The organism is Shewanella sp. TC10 (genome assembly GCF_009663145.1).
Lineage (GTDB): Bacteria > Pseudomonadota > Gammaproteobacteria > Enterobacterales > Shewanellaceae > Shewanella.
Map to the genome: position 1 here is coordinate 14,704 of NZ_VKHR01000066.1, position 14,471 is coordinate 29,174.

The 14,471-nt window shown below is 39.9% G+C and carries 10 protein-coding genes; 5 read left to right on the forward strand and 5 right to left on the reverse strand.

The annotated features are described in order from the left end of the window. Positions 1-135 precede the first annotated feature (135 nt). The 5 genes from FNZ24_RS18365 to FNZ24_RS18385 all read left to right on the forward strand — a co-directional run bounded on the left by FNZ24_RS18365 (position 136) and on the right by FNZ24_RS18385 (position 5,528). A complete protein-coding gene (locus tag FNZ24_RS18365; RefSeq protein WP_153916283.1) occupies positions 136-1,479 on the forward strand; it encodes an MATE family efflux transporter in 1,344 nt (447 codons plus the stop codon). A gap of 127 nt (positions 1,480-1,606) precedes the next feature. Continuing rightward, positions 1,607-2,347, forward strand: a complete 741-nt coding sequence (locus FNZ24_RS18370; RefSeq protein ID WP_153916296.1) for a DUF481 domain-containing protein — start codon at positions 1,607-1,609, stop codon at positions 2,345-2,347. 414 nt (positions 2,348-2,761) lie between these two features. After that, a complete protein-coding gene (locus FNZ24_RS18375; RefSeq protein WP_153916284.1) occupies positions 2,762-3,520 on the forward strand; it encodes a hypothetical protein in 759 nt (252 codons plus the stop codon). Continuing rightward, complete coding sequence (locus FNZ24_RS18380; protein WP_153916285.1) at positions 3,510-4,061, forward strand: hypothetical protein; 552 nt, start codon at positions 3,510-3,512, stop codon at positions 4,059-4,061. Before FNZ24_RS18375 ends, FNZ24_RS18380 begins: the two co-directional genes overlap by 11 nt. A 75-nt stretch (positions 4,062-4,136) precedes the next feature. Next, positions 4,137-5,528: a hypothetical protein gene (locus tag FNZ24_RS18385; protein WP_153916286.1), complete on the forward strand. Its 1,392-nt coding sequence runs from the start codon at positions 4,137-4,139 to the stop codon at positions 5,526-5,528. A gap of 88 nt (positions 5,529-5,616) precedes the next feature. Here the strand turns inward: FNZ24_RS18385 and FNZ24_RS18390 are convergent, their stop codons facing one another. The 5 genes from FNZ24_RS18390 to srmB all read right to left on the reverse strand — a co-directional run. Then, a complete protein-coding gene (locus FNZ24_RS18390; RefSeq protein ID WP_153916287.1) occupies positions 5,617-7,845 on the reverse strand; it encodes a PAS domain-containing protein in 2,229 nt (742 codons plus the stop codon). 109 nt (positions 7,846-7,954) lie between these two features. Further along, the gene (locus FNZ24_RS18395; RefSeq protein ID WP_153916288.1) at positions 7,955-8,665 is read right to left on the reverse strand and encodes a TatD family nuclease-associated radical SAM protein; all 711 of its coding nucleotides are present in this window, start codon (positions 8,663-8,665) and stop codon (positions 7,955-7,957) included. A 164-nt stretch (positions 8,666-8,829) separates the two neighbouring features. Continuing rightward, positions 8,830-11,970, reverse strand: coding sequence for an efflux RND transporter permease subunit (locus tag FNZ24_RS18400; protein ID WP_153916289.1), 3,141 nt, complete (start codon positions 11,968-11,970; stop codon positions 8,830-8,832). Beyond that, positions 11,970-13,175 (reverse strand): efflux RND transporter periplasmic adaptor subunit, encoded by a 1,206-nt coding sequence (locus tag FNZ24_RS18405; protein WP_153916290.1) that lies wholly within the window; start codon positions 13,173-13,175, stop codon positions 11,970-11,972. Before FNZ24_RS18405 ends, FNZ24_RS18400 begins: the two co-directional genes overlap by 1 nt. Positions 13,176-13,465: 290 nt before the next feature. Next, positions 13,466-14,471, reverse strand: a 1,006-nt coding sequence (srmB, locus tag FNZ24_RS18410) for an ATP-dependent RNA helicase SrmB (protein WP_153916291.1), incomplete at its 5' end; no start/stop codon positions are given.

Sequence of the window (14,471 nt, forward strand, 5' to 3'; positions counted from 1 at the left end):
ATTTAGCGCATTATCCCCGCCCTTAAAAATGGAACAACCTCAGATTTACGATATGAATGGCCAATCAACTGTCATTTTTAGTTGTTACTCTTGTAATGGAATATGCTCACCTTTAACCATTATTGAAGTATTAAAATGCATGTAAAACCGAATAAACCGCTATCGCTATTTGCTCTCACTTGGCCACTATTTTTTGACTTTGCGTTGCACTTTTTAACTGCAGCGCTTAATACCTTAATGATCAGCCGAGTGTCATATCAGGGCGTCGCCGCACTATCTGTGGGTAATATGGTATTTGAACTATCCATTACCTTATTTAGCTTTGTCAGTATCGGCGCGAGTGTTGTGATCACCCAATATTTAGGGGCTAAAAATAGGGCTACAGCCAGTGATGTAGTTTATTCCTCTATTGGTTTTAATCTCATGGTAGGCATGGTGGCTGCGTTTGGTGTGTTTACAGGCGCAGGACTCATATTGCAGTTAATGAACTTACCTGCAGATTTAATTCCTGATGCAAAATTATATCTACAAATTGTCGGTATTTGTTTGATCCCTGAAGCAATGGCAATGTGTTTAGCCGCAGGTATGCGCGCTCACGGTTTTACCCAGCAAGCTATGTGGGTAACACTACTGATGAATGTGATTACCTTTTTGGGTAATTTATTATTACTTTATGGATGGTTTGGTCTCCCTCAAATGGGCGTTGCTGGTGTGGCTATTAGTACCGTTGTAGGCCGTTTAGTTGGCATGTCTCTGATGGCGTATTTATTTGTTAAATACACTAAAATCCCGTTAAAAATTCCTGAAATTATTAGACCTAAAAAGCATTTACTTACCAAAGTCTTTCACATTGGTTTACCTGCAGCGGGCGAGAATATTTCTTGGATGCTGCAATTTATGGTCGTCACCGCTTTTGTTGGGCTGATGGGGGAAAAGGCGCTAGCGGCTCAAGCTCTGTACTTTCAGATTTGTATGTTTATTTTACTTTTTGGCTTATCAATCGGTATTGGTAATGAAATTATGATTGGCCATATGATAGGTGCAAAGCAATATAAAGCTGCTGAAACACAAATGTACCGAGCTTTAAAAATAGGCTTAGTATTAACAACCATAGTCGCAGCTTTAGCGGCCTTATTTGGTAAAAACTTAGTGGCATTATTCACTGATGACCATGAGATCCTCTTAATGGTCGGTCAGTTATTTTTACTGACTTTATTTATGGAGCCAGGTAGAACTTTCAATCTCATTGTGATTAATGCTTTAAGAGCAAGTGGCGATGCAAGGTTTCCTTTTTTAGCGGGTATCACTTCAATGTGGTGCATAGCTGTGCCTTTTGCTTATTTCTTTGGAATTTACCTTGATATGGGGTTAGTTGGCATTTGGTGTGCGTTAGCAATTGATGAGTGGACTCGTGGGTTAATCATGTTATGGCGTTGGCGTAGTGGGCGTTGGCAGTCAAAAAGCTTAGTAGTCGCATAAATTCAGTGTTTGAATAGTTTAGGTATTAAAAAAGCAGTAGTTTTTTCAATTTTGCTACCAAAGTGTTAGTATGCGGTTCGATTTCTGGGGTGAATTTGAGTTATTTGTAAATAAAGGATTTGATGACATGAAAAAACTGCTACTTGCTGCAGCTGTAACGCTTGCCATGCCATTCGCTGCCCATGCTGGTGCTGACTTTGTCGAAGGCGACAAAACTTTTGCTGGTGAAGCAGAGTTAGGTGCAACGTTAACAACAGGTAACACGGATACTTCTTCTTTTAAAGCTCGTTTAGGCCTTAAACAAGAACTAGGTAACTGGGAAAACGCATACTTACTAGAAGGCTTATACAAAGAAGACTCTGGTGAGAATACTGCAAAACGTTATTATGCGGGCATTCAAGGTGACTACAAGTTCGATGAAAAGAACTACATGTATGTTACTGCCAACTATGAAGTCGATCCTTTCACTGGTTTCGATTACAAGGCAATTGGTTCAGCCGGTTACGGTCATAAGTTTATTGATACAGGGCGTACATTCTTAAGTGCTGAAATCGGTCCTGGTTATATTTATAAGAAACTTGATGATGAGCAATCTTTAGCGCTTGGCTATGATACCGAAGACAGTGTGGTTGCCCATGGTGCATTGAATTTCTCATATGAGATTACTGAAAATTCAAAATTCACTCAACTATTTGTAGCTGATTACGGTGATTATTTAGAAGGTCGTTCTGAGTCTGCATTAACTGCAAATATTATTGGCGCACTAGCGATGAAGTTTGCTGTAATTGTCCGTTACAATAGTGAACCATTAGAAGATTTCAAAAGCACAGATACTGAAACAAACATGACATTGCTTTACGCATTCTAATTTTTTAGTTGCTTAGTGCATGTATTTAAAAGCCGAGTTTAACTCGGCTTTTTTGTATTTGTTACATTGATGCCAGTTCTAAGTCCTTTTATTTATTTGAACTTTTGTTATGGCTGTTACATTTAGGGGGAGGATTAAGAGACTAATAAATGGTTGCTTTCAATAGTTTGGTTAGCTAGGGCAGGAGGAATTAGCGGAATTTGCACAAATAATAGACTTCGATTATTTGTGAGGTTGTTAAATTTGTTAACACTTGTATCTGGGTGGTGAGGTTTCTTTAAGATCTTATTCGAAATTACGAGGCCTACTTCACGAAATTAAACCTAGAAAGATTATCAGTTGTTTTGATCACAAATTACCTCATATTGCTAGCGTATAATATTTTCTCATATTGACTAAAGAGAATATTAAGGCATGCAAATCGGTTGTTGTTGGTTTGATGGTGAGCAAAAGGAGCTTATCAACCAATCCAATGCTACTAAGTGGCAACTCAATAATAATGAGTTCTGGGTGTTAAGCGTTCTTGCTAAGCATCGTGGCCATGTTGTGCCTATAGAATTATTATCATTTCCATATGGACATGGTGATTATCAGCAAAAGCTTTCTGTATCTGATATGGAACAGATTGTTGAAAATTTTCAAGATTACTTTGGTCAAAACCACAGAGGTTTAATAGAGCTGATTGCTGATCAAGGAGCTATTTTGTATAACAAAGTAGCCGTGAATAATACAAGCTTACTAGACACTCCGGTCAAAGTTATTTCCAATGCGCATTATATTCTTATTATTTTAATGACCTTAATTGCGTCTTATTTTGTCCATTCGAACTTAAATAAACCTGATTTTAAAGTGCCTGCTTTCAATGAGCAGTTTTTTACTCAGGAAGGTAACCTTGCAACTTTGAGTGTGTATGTGCCATCAGGTCGTTCCATTGATGAGGACTTTAAGGCTCAGGTAAATTATGGGTTGAGTGAGTTAAAGAAATGCCCTGTAATGCCATGGGATTCTATAACAGCGACAACAGCAAGTGATAGTAGAACTGTCAGCATAGTCCTTAAAAAGCGAATTCAAGAAGGTTGGAAATTTCATAATATAAAGTTATTTAGAGAGTCAGAAAATCAGGCTGTGGTTGATCCTCTTTTGTTGAAAGAGGTAAATATTTGTGCTGATTAAGCTTGCTCAATTCTTATTAACTAAAGTGGGCCGAGTGGTGTTTTTGTTAACAAGCATAGTGATATTTTGCTTAGCTATATTGTTGCTCGAACATTTTGCTGATTCCAGAAAGGTGTGGACATTTGACTGCAATAGTAAGATGTACCAATTGAAAGATCTGGACGGCGAAGTTGTACACGCTGAGAACGAACCTCTTTACCTTTCTTTGACGATTCAGGATAAGCTCATTCGTCTGGACTATTATACCGATGAAAAAGAGAGTGAACGGGAGTTTGTTTCTTTAAAAGGTCATTTAAAAGAGCTGGAAATTGGCAAGCTGATGTATCAGCTAGATTTGAAAGTGATTGATGTTAATTACCGATTAGATGTCCCCCAGCTCCAAGATTATTTAGCTAATGAACTGGACGAAATAAGGGAGTCACTCGTTCTAGGTAACAAGGTCAGCGTGGCGATGCAAGTATTAGAGGTGGATGTTAAGAACGATTTTATATTGATTAAATTTAGCCCATACAACACACTTTGGGCATGTCGATTACACTAATAAGCAATTTCTCTTTTCGCATTTTTAGCTAAATTCGCTATAGTAGCTATATTCTCCGTTATTGAGTTCCCCTCAGTGGCAAAAATCAAAGTAAAACAAGAAGAAGCATTATCAATTAAGTTCAGCCACCAAATGGAGGTTGGGCATCAGCGTGCACTGGATTTATATTTTTACCTACCTACTGAAATGGGGATCGGTGACAAAACCCTTGATGAAGAGGAGTATTATCACAGTGCGATAGTGGGACGTCGGTCATATTATTCTAAAGGCCTGCACTTACCTTTAGTGCAAAACCGTTTTGTGAGTATTAATAAACGCACTAAAGAAGAGTTCCGCTTTTATCTAAACTTGTTTGCCTATCAATTTGCAGTTGCGATTGAGACTGATGCCAAAGAGTTAAGGCAGATCACAGAGGCTGAACAGTTTTATCCTGCATTAGCTGAGCTTGGCACATCGGTTACTCAATTATTAAAGAAGTTTCGTCGTAATGAGCCCAGTGAAGAAAAGTGGCAGTCGTACTTTGCTAATGCAGATAATTACCTCTCTTGGTTTTGCGAGCAGCAATTATTAAAAACGCTAGCCTACCGTCCGCGTAATGCTGATTATAGCGATATTAAAGAGCAAATCGTTAACCTTTGCCGCGCTGAAAAACATTACCGTGAAGAGGAGAAAAAGTATAACTCCACTGGTACCAAGCAAGATGCCAATAGAATTTCAAATAAGATGTTACTACTACGACGCCTAATCCAACAAGGCGTGGTACTCAAAGAAGAGCTCAAAACTCTAGGTATAGGCCTTAAGAAGTTCGTAACTGGGTTAGCGACTACTTTAGTTATGTTGGTTGTCTCTGCATTGATAATTAAGGCTCAGGGCGTCTTTAGTGGCTTAACCATGAGTTTAATTGTGACCTTAGCGATTATTTATGGTTTTAGGGAAATCTTTAAAGAAGATGTGCGTAATGCCTTGTGGCGATTTATTCAAAGAGGTAGACCGCGCTGGAGTCGTATACTGCGTGATACCAGCACAAAAACCGTAGTAGCAAAACAACTTGTTTGGCTTGATTTTACTCGTCCGCAAGATATTCCAGCTGAGGTTGCTGAGATTATGAAGCAGCGACATAGTCAGAATAAGGTTGATGCAGAGGTACTGCATTATCGAATTGCCACTAAAGTGACTAATAAAGAATTTGAAGCGGGTTACTCTCAAATTCAGGAACAGGTTAACTTTAGTTTAGTGCCGTTTGCCAGACATCTAGAACGCGGGAAAGCTAAAATATATAAAGAACAAGATGGTAAAGTGAGTAATGAATCTGTTGAGCGTCGCTATCAAGTTAACTTGGTGGCTGTTTTGAAGGATGGCAAAGGACCGTTAGAGTACGCCCGTTATAAAGTGGTGATGAGCCGTTCAAATATTATTGAGATTACTCGCAGTAAGCTACCTGCGAATGTATTAGAAATGGCTGACTAGGGCTTTTAGCCAGCCATCTTTTAGCCAGCTACCTTTGTTAGCAATACCTCTCAACATTCTACAAGTTGAACTGTCTGCTTCTATTTCGTTAGGCTTTACGAGTAAATGCTTGGCAAATATTTTGATCGCCTGTTTGTTTTGCTCGTTTTAAGGCAACTTCTGCATTGGCTAGGTAATCCTCAAAACTTTGCTGTTCGGGATAACCTGCAATACCAATATTAATGCCTTCGTTTAAGTCACTTTGCTCTAATCTATCCATGGTACTCATTGCGTATTTGTGGGCCTGAATAGAGTCGCTTAACGGCAATAAAATCACTAAAGAGCCTAATCGCCAATGGGCAATTTGATAACCCGTTGGTAAATCAATTAGCAGTTGTATTTCAATGTCTTTCTGTCTCTTTTCAAGATGATCAATATCACTGATATGACTAATTAACCCTTCAGGATTAATATCCATGATCATCAAGCATGTCTGTTCACGATTAGCTTCTGTCAATGTACTGAAGTGGACCTCCATTTCAGCCAAAGGCAACACCATTGAACTTAATGGCGCTTGCTGAGAAGGTAATTGCTTGGCTATCGTGTGTTGCTTTAACACTTGTAAGGTAATGACTAGGTATTCGATGTCACCATCAAGCGAATGTTCGGCTTGAATACTGGCTTTTAAACTATTGGCAAATCGAGTCCCAGTATTGGCGATAATTTGTCCTTTCCACTTGCCTTGTAAGCTTAAACGGCTAGAAATATCAGTCCATTGCTGAGTAATTTCCTCGCCAAGCAACTCAACAATTCTGGCTTTACTTGAGTCTTCAATATCTAATAATTTCTTAAATTTATGGTTGAACTGAATCAGCTTACCGTTGGCATGAGTTAACGCTGTAGCAACATCACTTTCTGATAATAATTTATAACGGTGAGCTTGCTGCTTAACCGCTGATAACTCAGTGATATTCTCAAAAGTGATCACCCAATAGCTCTCACTTTTTAAATTAGTTTTACCTGGTTGGGCACTTATACTGATGGTGCAATTGTGATCGCTGAAGTTAATGGTTTCTTTCCAGCGTTTATTGCTTTCCATAGATTGAACTAAAGCCTGGTATGTTTGATCATCAAGTTGAAGTATACGCTGCAGCCTTCTTTCTTGGAGTTCATCAATATCTACAGACAAAATCTCAGCAGCTTGCTTATTCGCTTTTATAATTCGGCCACTGGTATTGACTAATAGACAACTCTGATTGTTAAAAAGCTTACTGGCTAAGTTAATGCTATTGCTGTTGGCACCTTTCTCAAGATGATATCTATGTCTTGTATATAGCAGGTTGGTTGCCAATGAGCCGATAATCAAACCAAAGAAAATTAATATATAACGCCACTCTTCAAACCTTGCGGCAATATCTTCATGTCGGATATAAGAAAGTAAAAAGTACTCCCTAATGACGGCGTCATGAGCAGAAAGCTCAATCTTTAGAAATACAAATGTACCGACATCATTATGATATTGGCCAAAGTTTGTATTGGCCATTTGTTGCCAAAGGTAAGGGTAGCTTTGTTGTAAACTGTCTCCCAAAGTATTTGGCATTTTTTTAAGTGGGTTTTGTTGGCCAGCTCCTGAATATAGTTTTCCTTCCTCACCCAGTAATAACAGCGGGGTGTTATGGTTGAAAAAAGCAGGCTTTATTGATTGAAGTACTTCAGTAATAGAATTGTAAGTAACTAAATAGCCACGAATACTTTGATCTGGGTTTTCAATCCAGGCGAGTTGATAAACAAATGGAACTAGTTTGCCATTCATCGGAATAAATTTTATTTGGGAAGAGAAGATATCGTTTCCTCCCATGGTTCTCTCATTATTGAGAACGACATCTGGCAGCTCAACACTTTCAAAAGCATTAGTTGTCGCCAGACGAATATTTCCTTGAGGATCAAACAGGGTTAAGCCTAGAAGCTCTGGAATATGATTTAGTAATCCATCCCAGTTGTTGAGTAATTTGTCTTTTTGTTGTTCCGATGGCGCTGAAAGGTATTGATTCAACAACTCACCTTGCGCAAAAGCTTGAGTGCGAAACTTGAGAAAGTTAACTTTATCGGAGGCAAGCGTGCCAACCGTCTGTAATTCACTATAGCGTTTATCTGCCCAGTCTTCTTGTAGGCGGCGTTCACCTAAATTGAGCATCATGGTAGAAAAAATAATGATACTGATAGCCATAACAGAGACCTGGCTTGCTAAAGCTAAGATCTGTTGGCGACTCCAGTGGATATCTTGCGCTGAAATGAGCAGAAACTTTGAGACGTTTTTGTTGGTTTGCCTTTTAAACATTCACTTACTTATATTAACAGTCCCGATGAAGTGATGTTATCACGAAAGCTTTACTAGGTTGACCTTAGTAAAGCTTTTTTAACTAATTTTTTACCAAAAGTGTGCAAGGTTAACCCACAATATCCAGTTCTCGTTGTTTAAATTCACAACCTCTTTGCTCAACTATTTTTCGACATCGTTCCATGTTGACTTGCTCAAGTCCATTAATTGCTGACACTTGTACTTGAGGAATATAACGAGGGGCTAATTCAATAAAATCGAGTAAGGCGGTATAAGCGCCTTTGAGCTTTGGTTTGCAATGCTGAATATATAGCGCTTCAGTATCAGCATTCAGCGAGATTGATAAGCTATCAATGCAAGAAGCGAGTTCCGGCAAAATATTGCGACGATGGAACAGATTGCCTAAGCCATCAGTATTTAGGCGTGTTTTTCCGCCTTTTGCTTTAATGTGACTAGCAACCGCTTTTAAGGTGTCGAGATTAAGTGTTGGCTCGCCATATCCACAAAAAACATATTCGTCAAAATCTGAAACATTACCAAGCAACGGAATAATGTCGTTAGGTTTGACTTGTTTTTCAAGTGACAACTCATATTGGTGCACTTGTTTTGAGCCATTGTGTTTGGGACAAAATTGACATCGTAATGTGCAACGACCAGTGATATTGAGATAACGGCTGTGACGAATATCGTAAACCAAGGTTGATGAGTCACTCGCAGCGCCCTCACTAACTGAAAGCTCGGAAGTAGAAAACTCGGCACTAAGAAGCTCAGGCGCCTCGATAGTTAATTCGCTTGAAGTTGAGAGAGTCGTATTCGTCATCATGGAACCTGATTGAAACGTTAGCCTTTGATGATTAAATTGTAACGCTCAAAAGAGTTGATTACTGTTTTATCGCTCGCATAAATGGTTTCTATTAATAGAAAAGGGGAGCTGTTGCTCCCCTTTAAATTGACTTATTAAACGATGAAACTTGATTGGGTTAGTTAATTATACGCTTCATCATCGTCAGATTTAGGTTGCCACCACCAATTGAATAATCGTCGCGCTAAGCGTTTTATATCATCTAAAATTATATATAGCACTGGTACTAAAATCAGCGTTACTACAGTGGAAAATAGGATACCAAAAGCCAGTGAGGTTGCCATTGGAATCACAATTTTAGCCTGTAAGCTCTTCTCTAATAATATCGGTACCAAACCAACAAAGGTCGTCATAGACGTTAAAATAATGGCCCTGAAACGGTAGCAACCAGAATCTATTGCTGACTCTAAAATTGAGTAACCTTCACTACGTGCGCGGTTAACAAAATCGACTAAAATCAAAGAGTCATTTACGACCACTCCCGCTAGTGCCACGATGCCACATAAACTTAACACACTCATTGAGATGCCAAGAATATAGTGGCCAACCAGTGCGCCAATCATTCCAAATGGGATAACAGACATAATGATCATGGGTTGAGTGTAGGATTTAAGCGGAATTGCCATGAGTGCGTAAATCGTAAACATGGCAAAGAAGAAACCTTGCATCAAACCTAGCATGGCATCTTGCTCATCTTGGCTGCCACCATCCAACGAAGCATTGACTTCTTTATATGTGTCGGTGAGATCCGGTAAAAACTCTTGTTGAATTTCATTGACGACTTTTGATGGCTCCACCGTGTTTTTATTTACGTTTGCTGAGATGGTAATCGCTCTTCTACCATCGACTCGGGTAATGGAGGCAAACGATTCACCGAGTTCAATATCGGCAACGGTTGAAAAGGGCACAGCAACACCTTGCGGGGTGCGAATAAGCATATTCTCTAAATGGCCAATGGTACGACGCTGTTCAAGTGGGTAACGTACCATGACTTTCACTTCTTCTTTATTTCGAAGAATTCGCTGCGCTTCATAGCCGTAGAATCCATATCGCACTTGGCGGGCCAAATCCGATAAGGTTAAGCCTTGCGCTTCAGCTTCTGGGCGAATATTCAGTCGAATTTCTTGGCTACCCGATGAGAAGTTGTCAGAAATATCATAAACGCCTTCATAGGTGCCTAACTTCTTCTTGAGTGCTTTTGATGCTTCAGACAATTGACTTAAATTGCTAGAGGTTAATCTAAAGGAGATATCTCCGCCGGCATCATTGGTACTTGCAGCGATATTGAGCTTTTTAACAGACAACAGCTCTGGCAATTGTTCACGCCACTCGGCGGCTATGGTGACACCATCTATTTCGCGATCTTCGCCTTTAGATAGTTCTGCAAAAATAAACGCTGAACTTCTAGAGCTCATATTGATAAAGCTGTGTTTAACCACATCTGAACCAGTTTCTTTAGCGAATTTATCATTCATGGCATATAAAGCTTCTTCAACTTTTTGCACCACATCTAAGGTATTAAGTTCAGAACTGCCTTCTTCCATTTCTAGCTGTACCTGAATGAAATCTGATGGGATATCCGGGAAGAAAACCCAGCGTACTTTACCACTGGCAACTAACGCCAATGATAAGATTAATACACCAATAAATACCGCCACTACGCTGTAACGTATATCAATACACTTTCCTAAAAAGGTGCGATATTGATTTTGGATGAAGTATTGCAGCTTCTCATTTAGCTTCACTTTAAACTTAGAGAATATATTAGTTGGTGGACGCTTTTTCTTCACTTTCATGTGAGCTAAATGCGCTGGCAGAATCAATTTGGATTCTATTAACGAAAACGCTAGCGCTAAGATCACCACCATTCCAATCGATTTCCAGATAATCCCCATAGGACCTGAAACCATGATCATTGGCACGAATGCAGCTATGGTTGTCAGTACCCCAAACGTTGCAGGCATAGCAACTCTTTGGACTCCATTGACTACGTTGGTTAAAGATTGGCCGTGCTTTTCTATTTCACTGTATGCACTCTCGCCAATGACAATGGCGTCATCCACCACTATCCCCAGCACCAGAATAAAGGCAAAGAGGGTGAGCATATTGATTGATAAGTTAAAAGGCTCCATCGGCATCAGCAAAATGGTGCCAAGGAAACAAACTGGTAGCCCCACCATGACCCAAAAAGCCAATTTAAGATCTAGGAATAAGGCTAAAATGATAAATACTAATAAAGCACCGTAAAACATGTTCGATAACATCATGTTTAAACGACCTTCAAGGTAATGGGTTAAATCACCCCAAGTGTCTAGTTTGATATTAGCGGGTAATGTCGTTTTACGTTCAGCGATATAGGCTTTAACTTGTTCTGAAATATTGAGCGCATTTTGATCATCAATACTGGTAATTTCGATAATAGCGGCAGGCTTACCATTGAAGCGGGTGTATTCTAATCGCTCTTCAAAATCATCTTTAATGGTCGCCACTTCAGGTAGCATGACTCGGCTACCATCAGGACGGGTAGTGACGACAATTTTTGAAAAGTCTTCGCCGGTATATGCTTGTCCTTTGGTGCGCAGTAAGATGTCACCATCTTGAGCGCGAATAGAGCCACCGGGTAAATCAATAGATGAATTCTGAACGGCTTGAGCAACTTGAGAGAAGGTTAGGTCGTATTCGCGTAACTTATCTTCTGATAATTCAATGCCAATTTCATAATCACGTACACCAGTAACTTGTGCCCGCGTAACAGCGGGTAAATCGGTAATGTCATCGCGAATGACTTTAGCCATCTCTTTCATTTCGTGCAGGCTTAAATCACCATACACAGACACCCAGATAACATTATTTTCAGGTTTTATTTGATAAATATTAGGCTTTTCAATGTTGTCAGGGAAGGTTGATATGGCGTCAATTCTTAGTTTTGCTTCATCTAATACCTGCTGAACTTCATAACCATCTTCCACTTCAATCGTGACCGAGCCTACGCCATCACTGGCAACAGAGGTGACTTTTTTAATGCCATTAATGTCTTGAATCGATTCCTCAATTTTAATATTGATCCCTTCCTCAATTTCTTGTGGCGCAGCCCCTGGGTAAGCAACTGAGATATTTAGTAAGTTGAGCTCAAAAGTAGGAAACACTTCTTTATTGATTAATACAGTACTGAATAAGCCGCCGATCAGCAGGGCGAACATTAAGAGATTTGCCGCTACATTGTTTCTGGCAAACCAAGCAATTATGCCTTTGTTATTGTCCATTATTGGTCACCTGCTAGCGAGATTTCTTCTGCGCTATCAGCGGCGTCTTCGATGATGTCATCTTGTTGTTCACCTAGCAGTTTCACTTTTTGGCCAGACACCATATTGTTCACATCGGTAATGGAAATACGTTCACCGGTTTTTAGGCTGTCTTTTATGAACACGTTTTCGATATCGGTGCGAACAATATTCACTTTGCGGATTTCGATAGTGTTATCTGATTTGATGATAGCGACTTGATCTTGACGAACAACGTGTCGAGGAAGCTTGACGATGCCATCAACAGTCCGGCCTTTAATAATTGCGGTGACAAAACTGCCATATTTAAGTGGAAGTTCATTGTCTTCACGCTGGGTGCGAAGGTAGGGATCTTTTACTTCAGCCACTAAATAAACCATGCGATTTTGCTCATCAATCACATTCTCACTTCTGACAATATTGCCATTCCAAGTAAATGACTTACCCGCTAAAGATGCACTTAATACCACTGAAGTGTCTGGGTTATCGACAGATTCTAAATAAGCGAGGTCGTTATTGGTGAGCGGCAAGCGCACTTCAGCGATACTGATATCGTATAGTTCACCAAGGTTAGTACCTAAAGAAACATACTGACCTAAATCTACGTTTCGCGCTTTAATGATGCCGTCAAACGGAGCGCGAATAACCGTGCGTTCGAGATTACGCTGTGCTCGGGCTAGCGCTGCTTTTGCGTATTTAACGTTAGCCTGTTCTTTTTTCAGTTGCGGAATACGCAAACCTAGCTCTGGTGGTAAGCCGTTATCAAAATCCTTAAACTCAATCTTTGCCACTTCACCACGGGCAATCTCTTCGTTGAGGGCGGCATTAGCTTGGGCAAGCGTCGCTTCTGCTTGAATAAAGTCTGCTTGGTAATCTGAAGGCTCTATTTGTGCGAGCGCTTGACCTTGTTGAACAATACCACCTGCAACAAAGCTTGGGTCTAAGCTAACTAATCGACCTTGTACTTCAGTCACTAGTTGAGTTTTGTATTTTGGACTCACCACGCCATAGGACGGGAGGTTTAAAGAGACAGTTTGCTGCTCTACTGTTAGCACATCAACTATTGCTAGCTTTTCTTGTTCTTCTTTTTGCTCAGGAGCCTGTTGAGTACTGACCAGTAAAGCACCAAGGGCAATAAACACGATAAGGATGAGAAATGGAGAGAGGATTCTTAAAATTCTTTTCATTGATAAACGTATCCATACTAAAAAAGCAATGTTAACTCAAAAGGGGTACTTGCTCTAAACTCAGTTTAAAAGCATTTTTCTTATTAAAATATTAATAACTTAGAGCACTATAGGCTCTAAATTACCAGACAACGAATTGAAGCAAAAGCGTTAGTTGTAAAATATATGTTTCAGAAAATTAATTTAGCTGTTATTTAGCGTTTTACGCTGTCAATTAGAATCTTGACCACAAAAAAGCCCTGAATTAAGTCAATAATTCAGGGCTTTGATAAATGGATTAAATTGCAGATTTATTTCTTCTTTTTATTCTTCTTAGATTTTTTCGCCGCAATTTTATTTTTGTCTTTTTTCTTACCTGGTACTTTGGCTTCTTTATGCGTCGGTCTTAAACCGTCGATATAGCGACGCTTTAAAGGCTGCTCAATATAACGCTCAATTTTACTAACAATACGCATGTCGTGCGCTTCAACTAATGAAATCGCAGTACCTTTTGCGCCTGCACGAGCAGTACGGCCAATACGATGTACATAAGCGTCAGCTGAGCGAGGCATGTCGTAGTTAATCACGTGGGTAATGCCATCAATATCAATACCACGTGCAGCAACATCAGTGGCAAGCAAAATGTTGACTTCGCCTTTACTGAATTTGCTTAATGCTTGAAAACGTTTCTTTTGCTCCATATCACCACGTAAGAATGCACATGGGATCCCAGCTTTAAGTAACAGACCTTCAAGGCTTGCGACTACTTCTCTGGTCTTAACAAAAACAATGGTGCGTTTAACTGACTCTTGCTGAAGTAAGTTGCATAGCAAAGCAAATTTATGCGCGTTATTATCAGCTAAATGAACCCATTGATGGATTTTAGCTTTCTCACTACGAGGTGATTCAACGTCAATGGTGACAGGATCTTCTAAAAGCACATGGGCAAAACGAGCAACACCGCTACCTTCTAAGGTGGCAGAGAAAAGCATATTTTGTTTACGGCCTTGTGCCTCAATCGCAATGGTTTCAACGACTGATGAAAAGCCCATGTCTAGCATGCGGTCTGCTTCATCAATAATCAGCATTTCAACTTCAGTTGCTTCAAATTGGCCTTTATCGAGGTATTCCATTAAACGACCAGGTGTGGCGATTAATAGATCGATATTTTCTTCAAGTTGTTCTTCCTGTGGGCCGTAAGGCACACCACCAGTAATGATCCCAACATCTARCTCAAGATCGGTTGCCAAGTGGCAAGCATAGCGGTGGATTTGGCTGGCAAGTTCACGGGTCGGCGTCAGAATATTAATTCTGACG

Excerpts from the sequence above, each read along its gene's own strand:
- FNZ24_RS18390 (WP_153916287.1), bottom strand. The coding sequence starts at position 7,845 with ATGTTTAAAAGGCAAACCAACAAAAACGTCTCAAAGTTTCTGCTCATT.
- FNZ24_RS18365 (WP_153916283.1), top strand. The coding sequence starts at position 136 with ATGCATGTAAAACCGAATAAACCGCTATCGCTATTTGCTCTCACTTGG.
- FNZ24_RS18395 (WP_153916288.1), bottom strand. The coding sequence starts at position 8,665 with ATGACGAATACGACTCTCTCAACTTCAAGCGAATTAACTATCGAGGCG.
- FNZ24_RS18375 (WP_153916284.1), top strand. The coding sequence starts at position 2,762 with ATGCAAATCGGTTGTTGTTGGTTTGATGGTGAGCAAAAGGAGCTTATC.
- FNZ24_RS18370 (WP_153916296.1), top strand. The coding sequence starts at position 1,607 with ATGAAAAAACTGCTACTTGCTGCAGCTGTAACGCTTGCCATGCCATTC.
- FNZ24_RS18400 (WP_153916289.1), bottom strand. The coding sequence starts at position 11,970 with ATGGACAATAACAAAGGCATAATTGCTTGGTTTGCCAGAAACAATGTA.
- FNZ24_RS18405 (WP_153916290.1), bottom strand. The coding sequence starts at position 13,175 with ATGAAAAGAATTTTAAGAATCCTCTCTCCATTTCTCATCCTTATCGTG.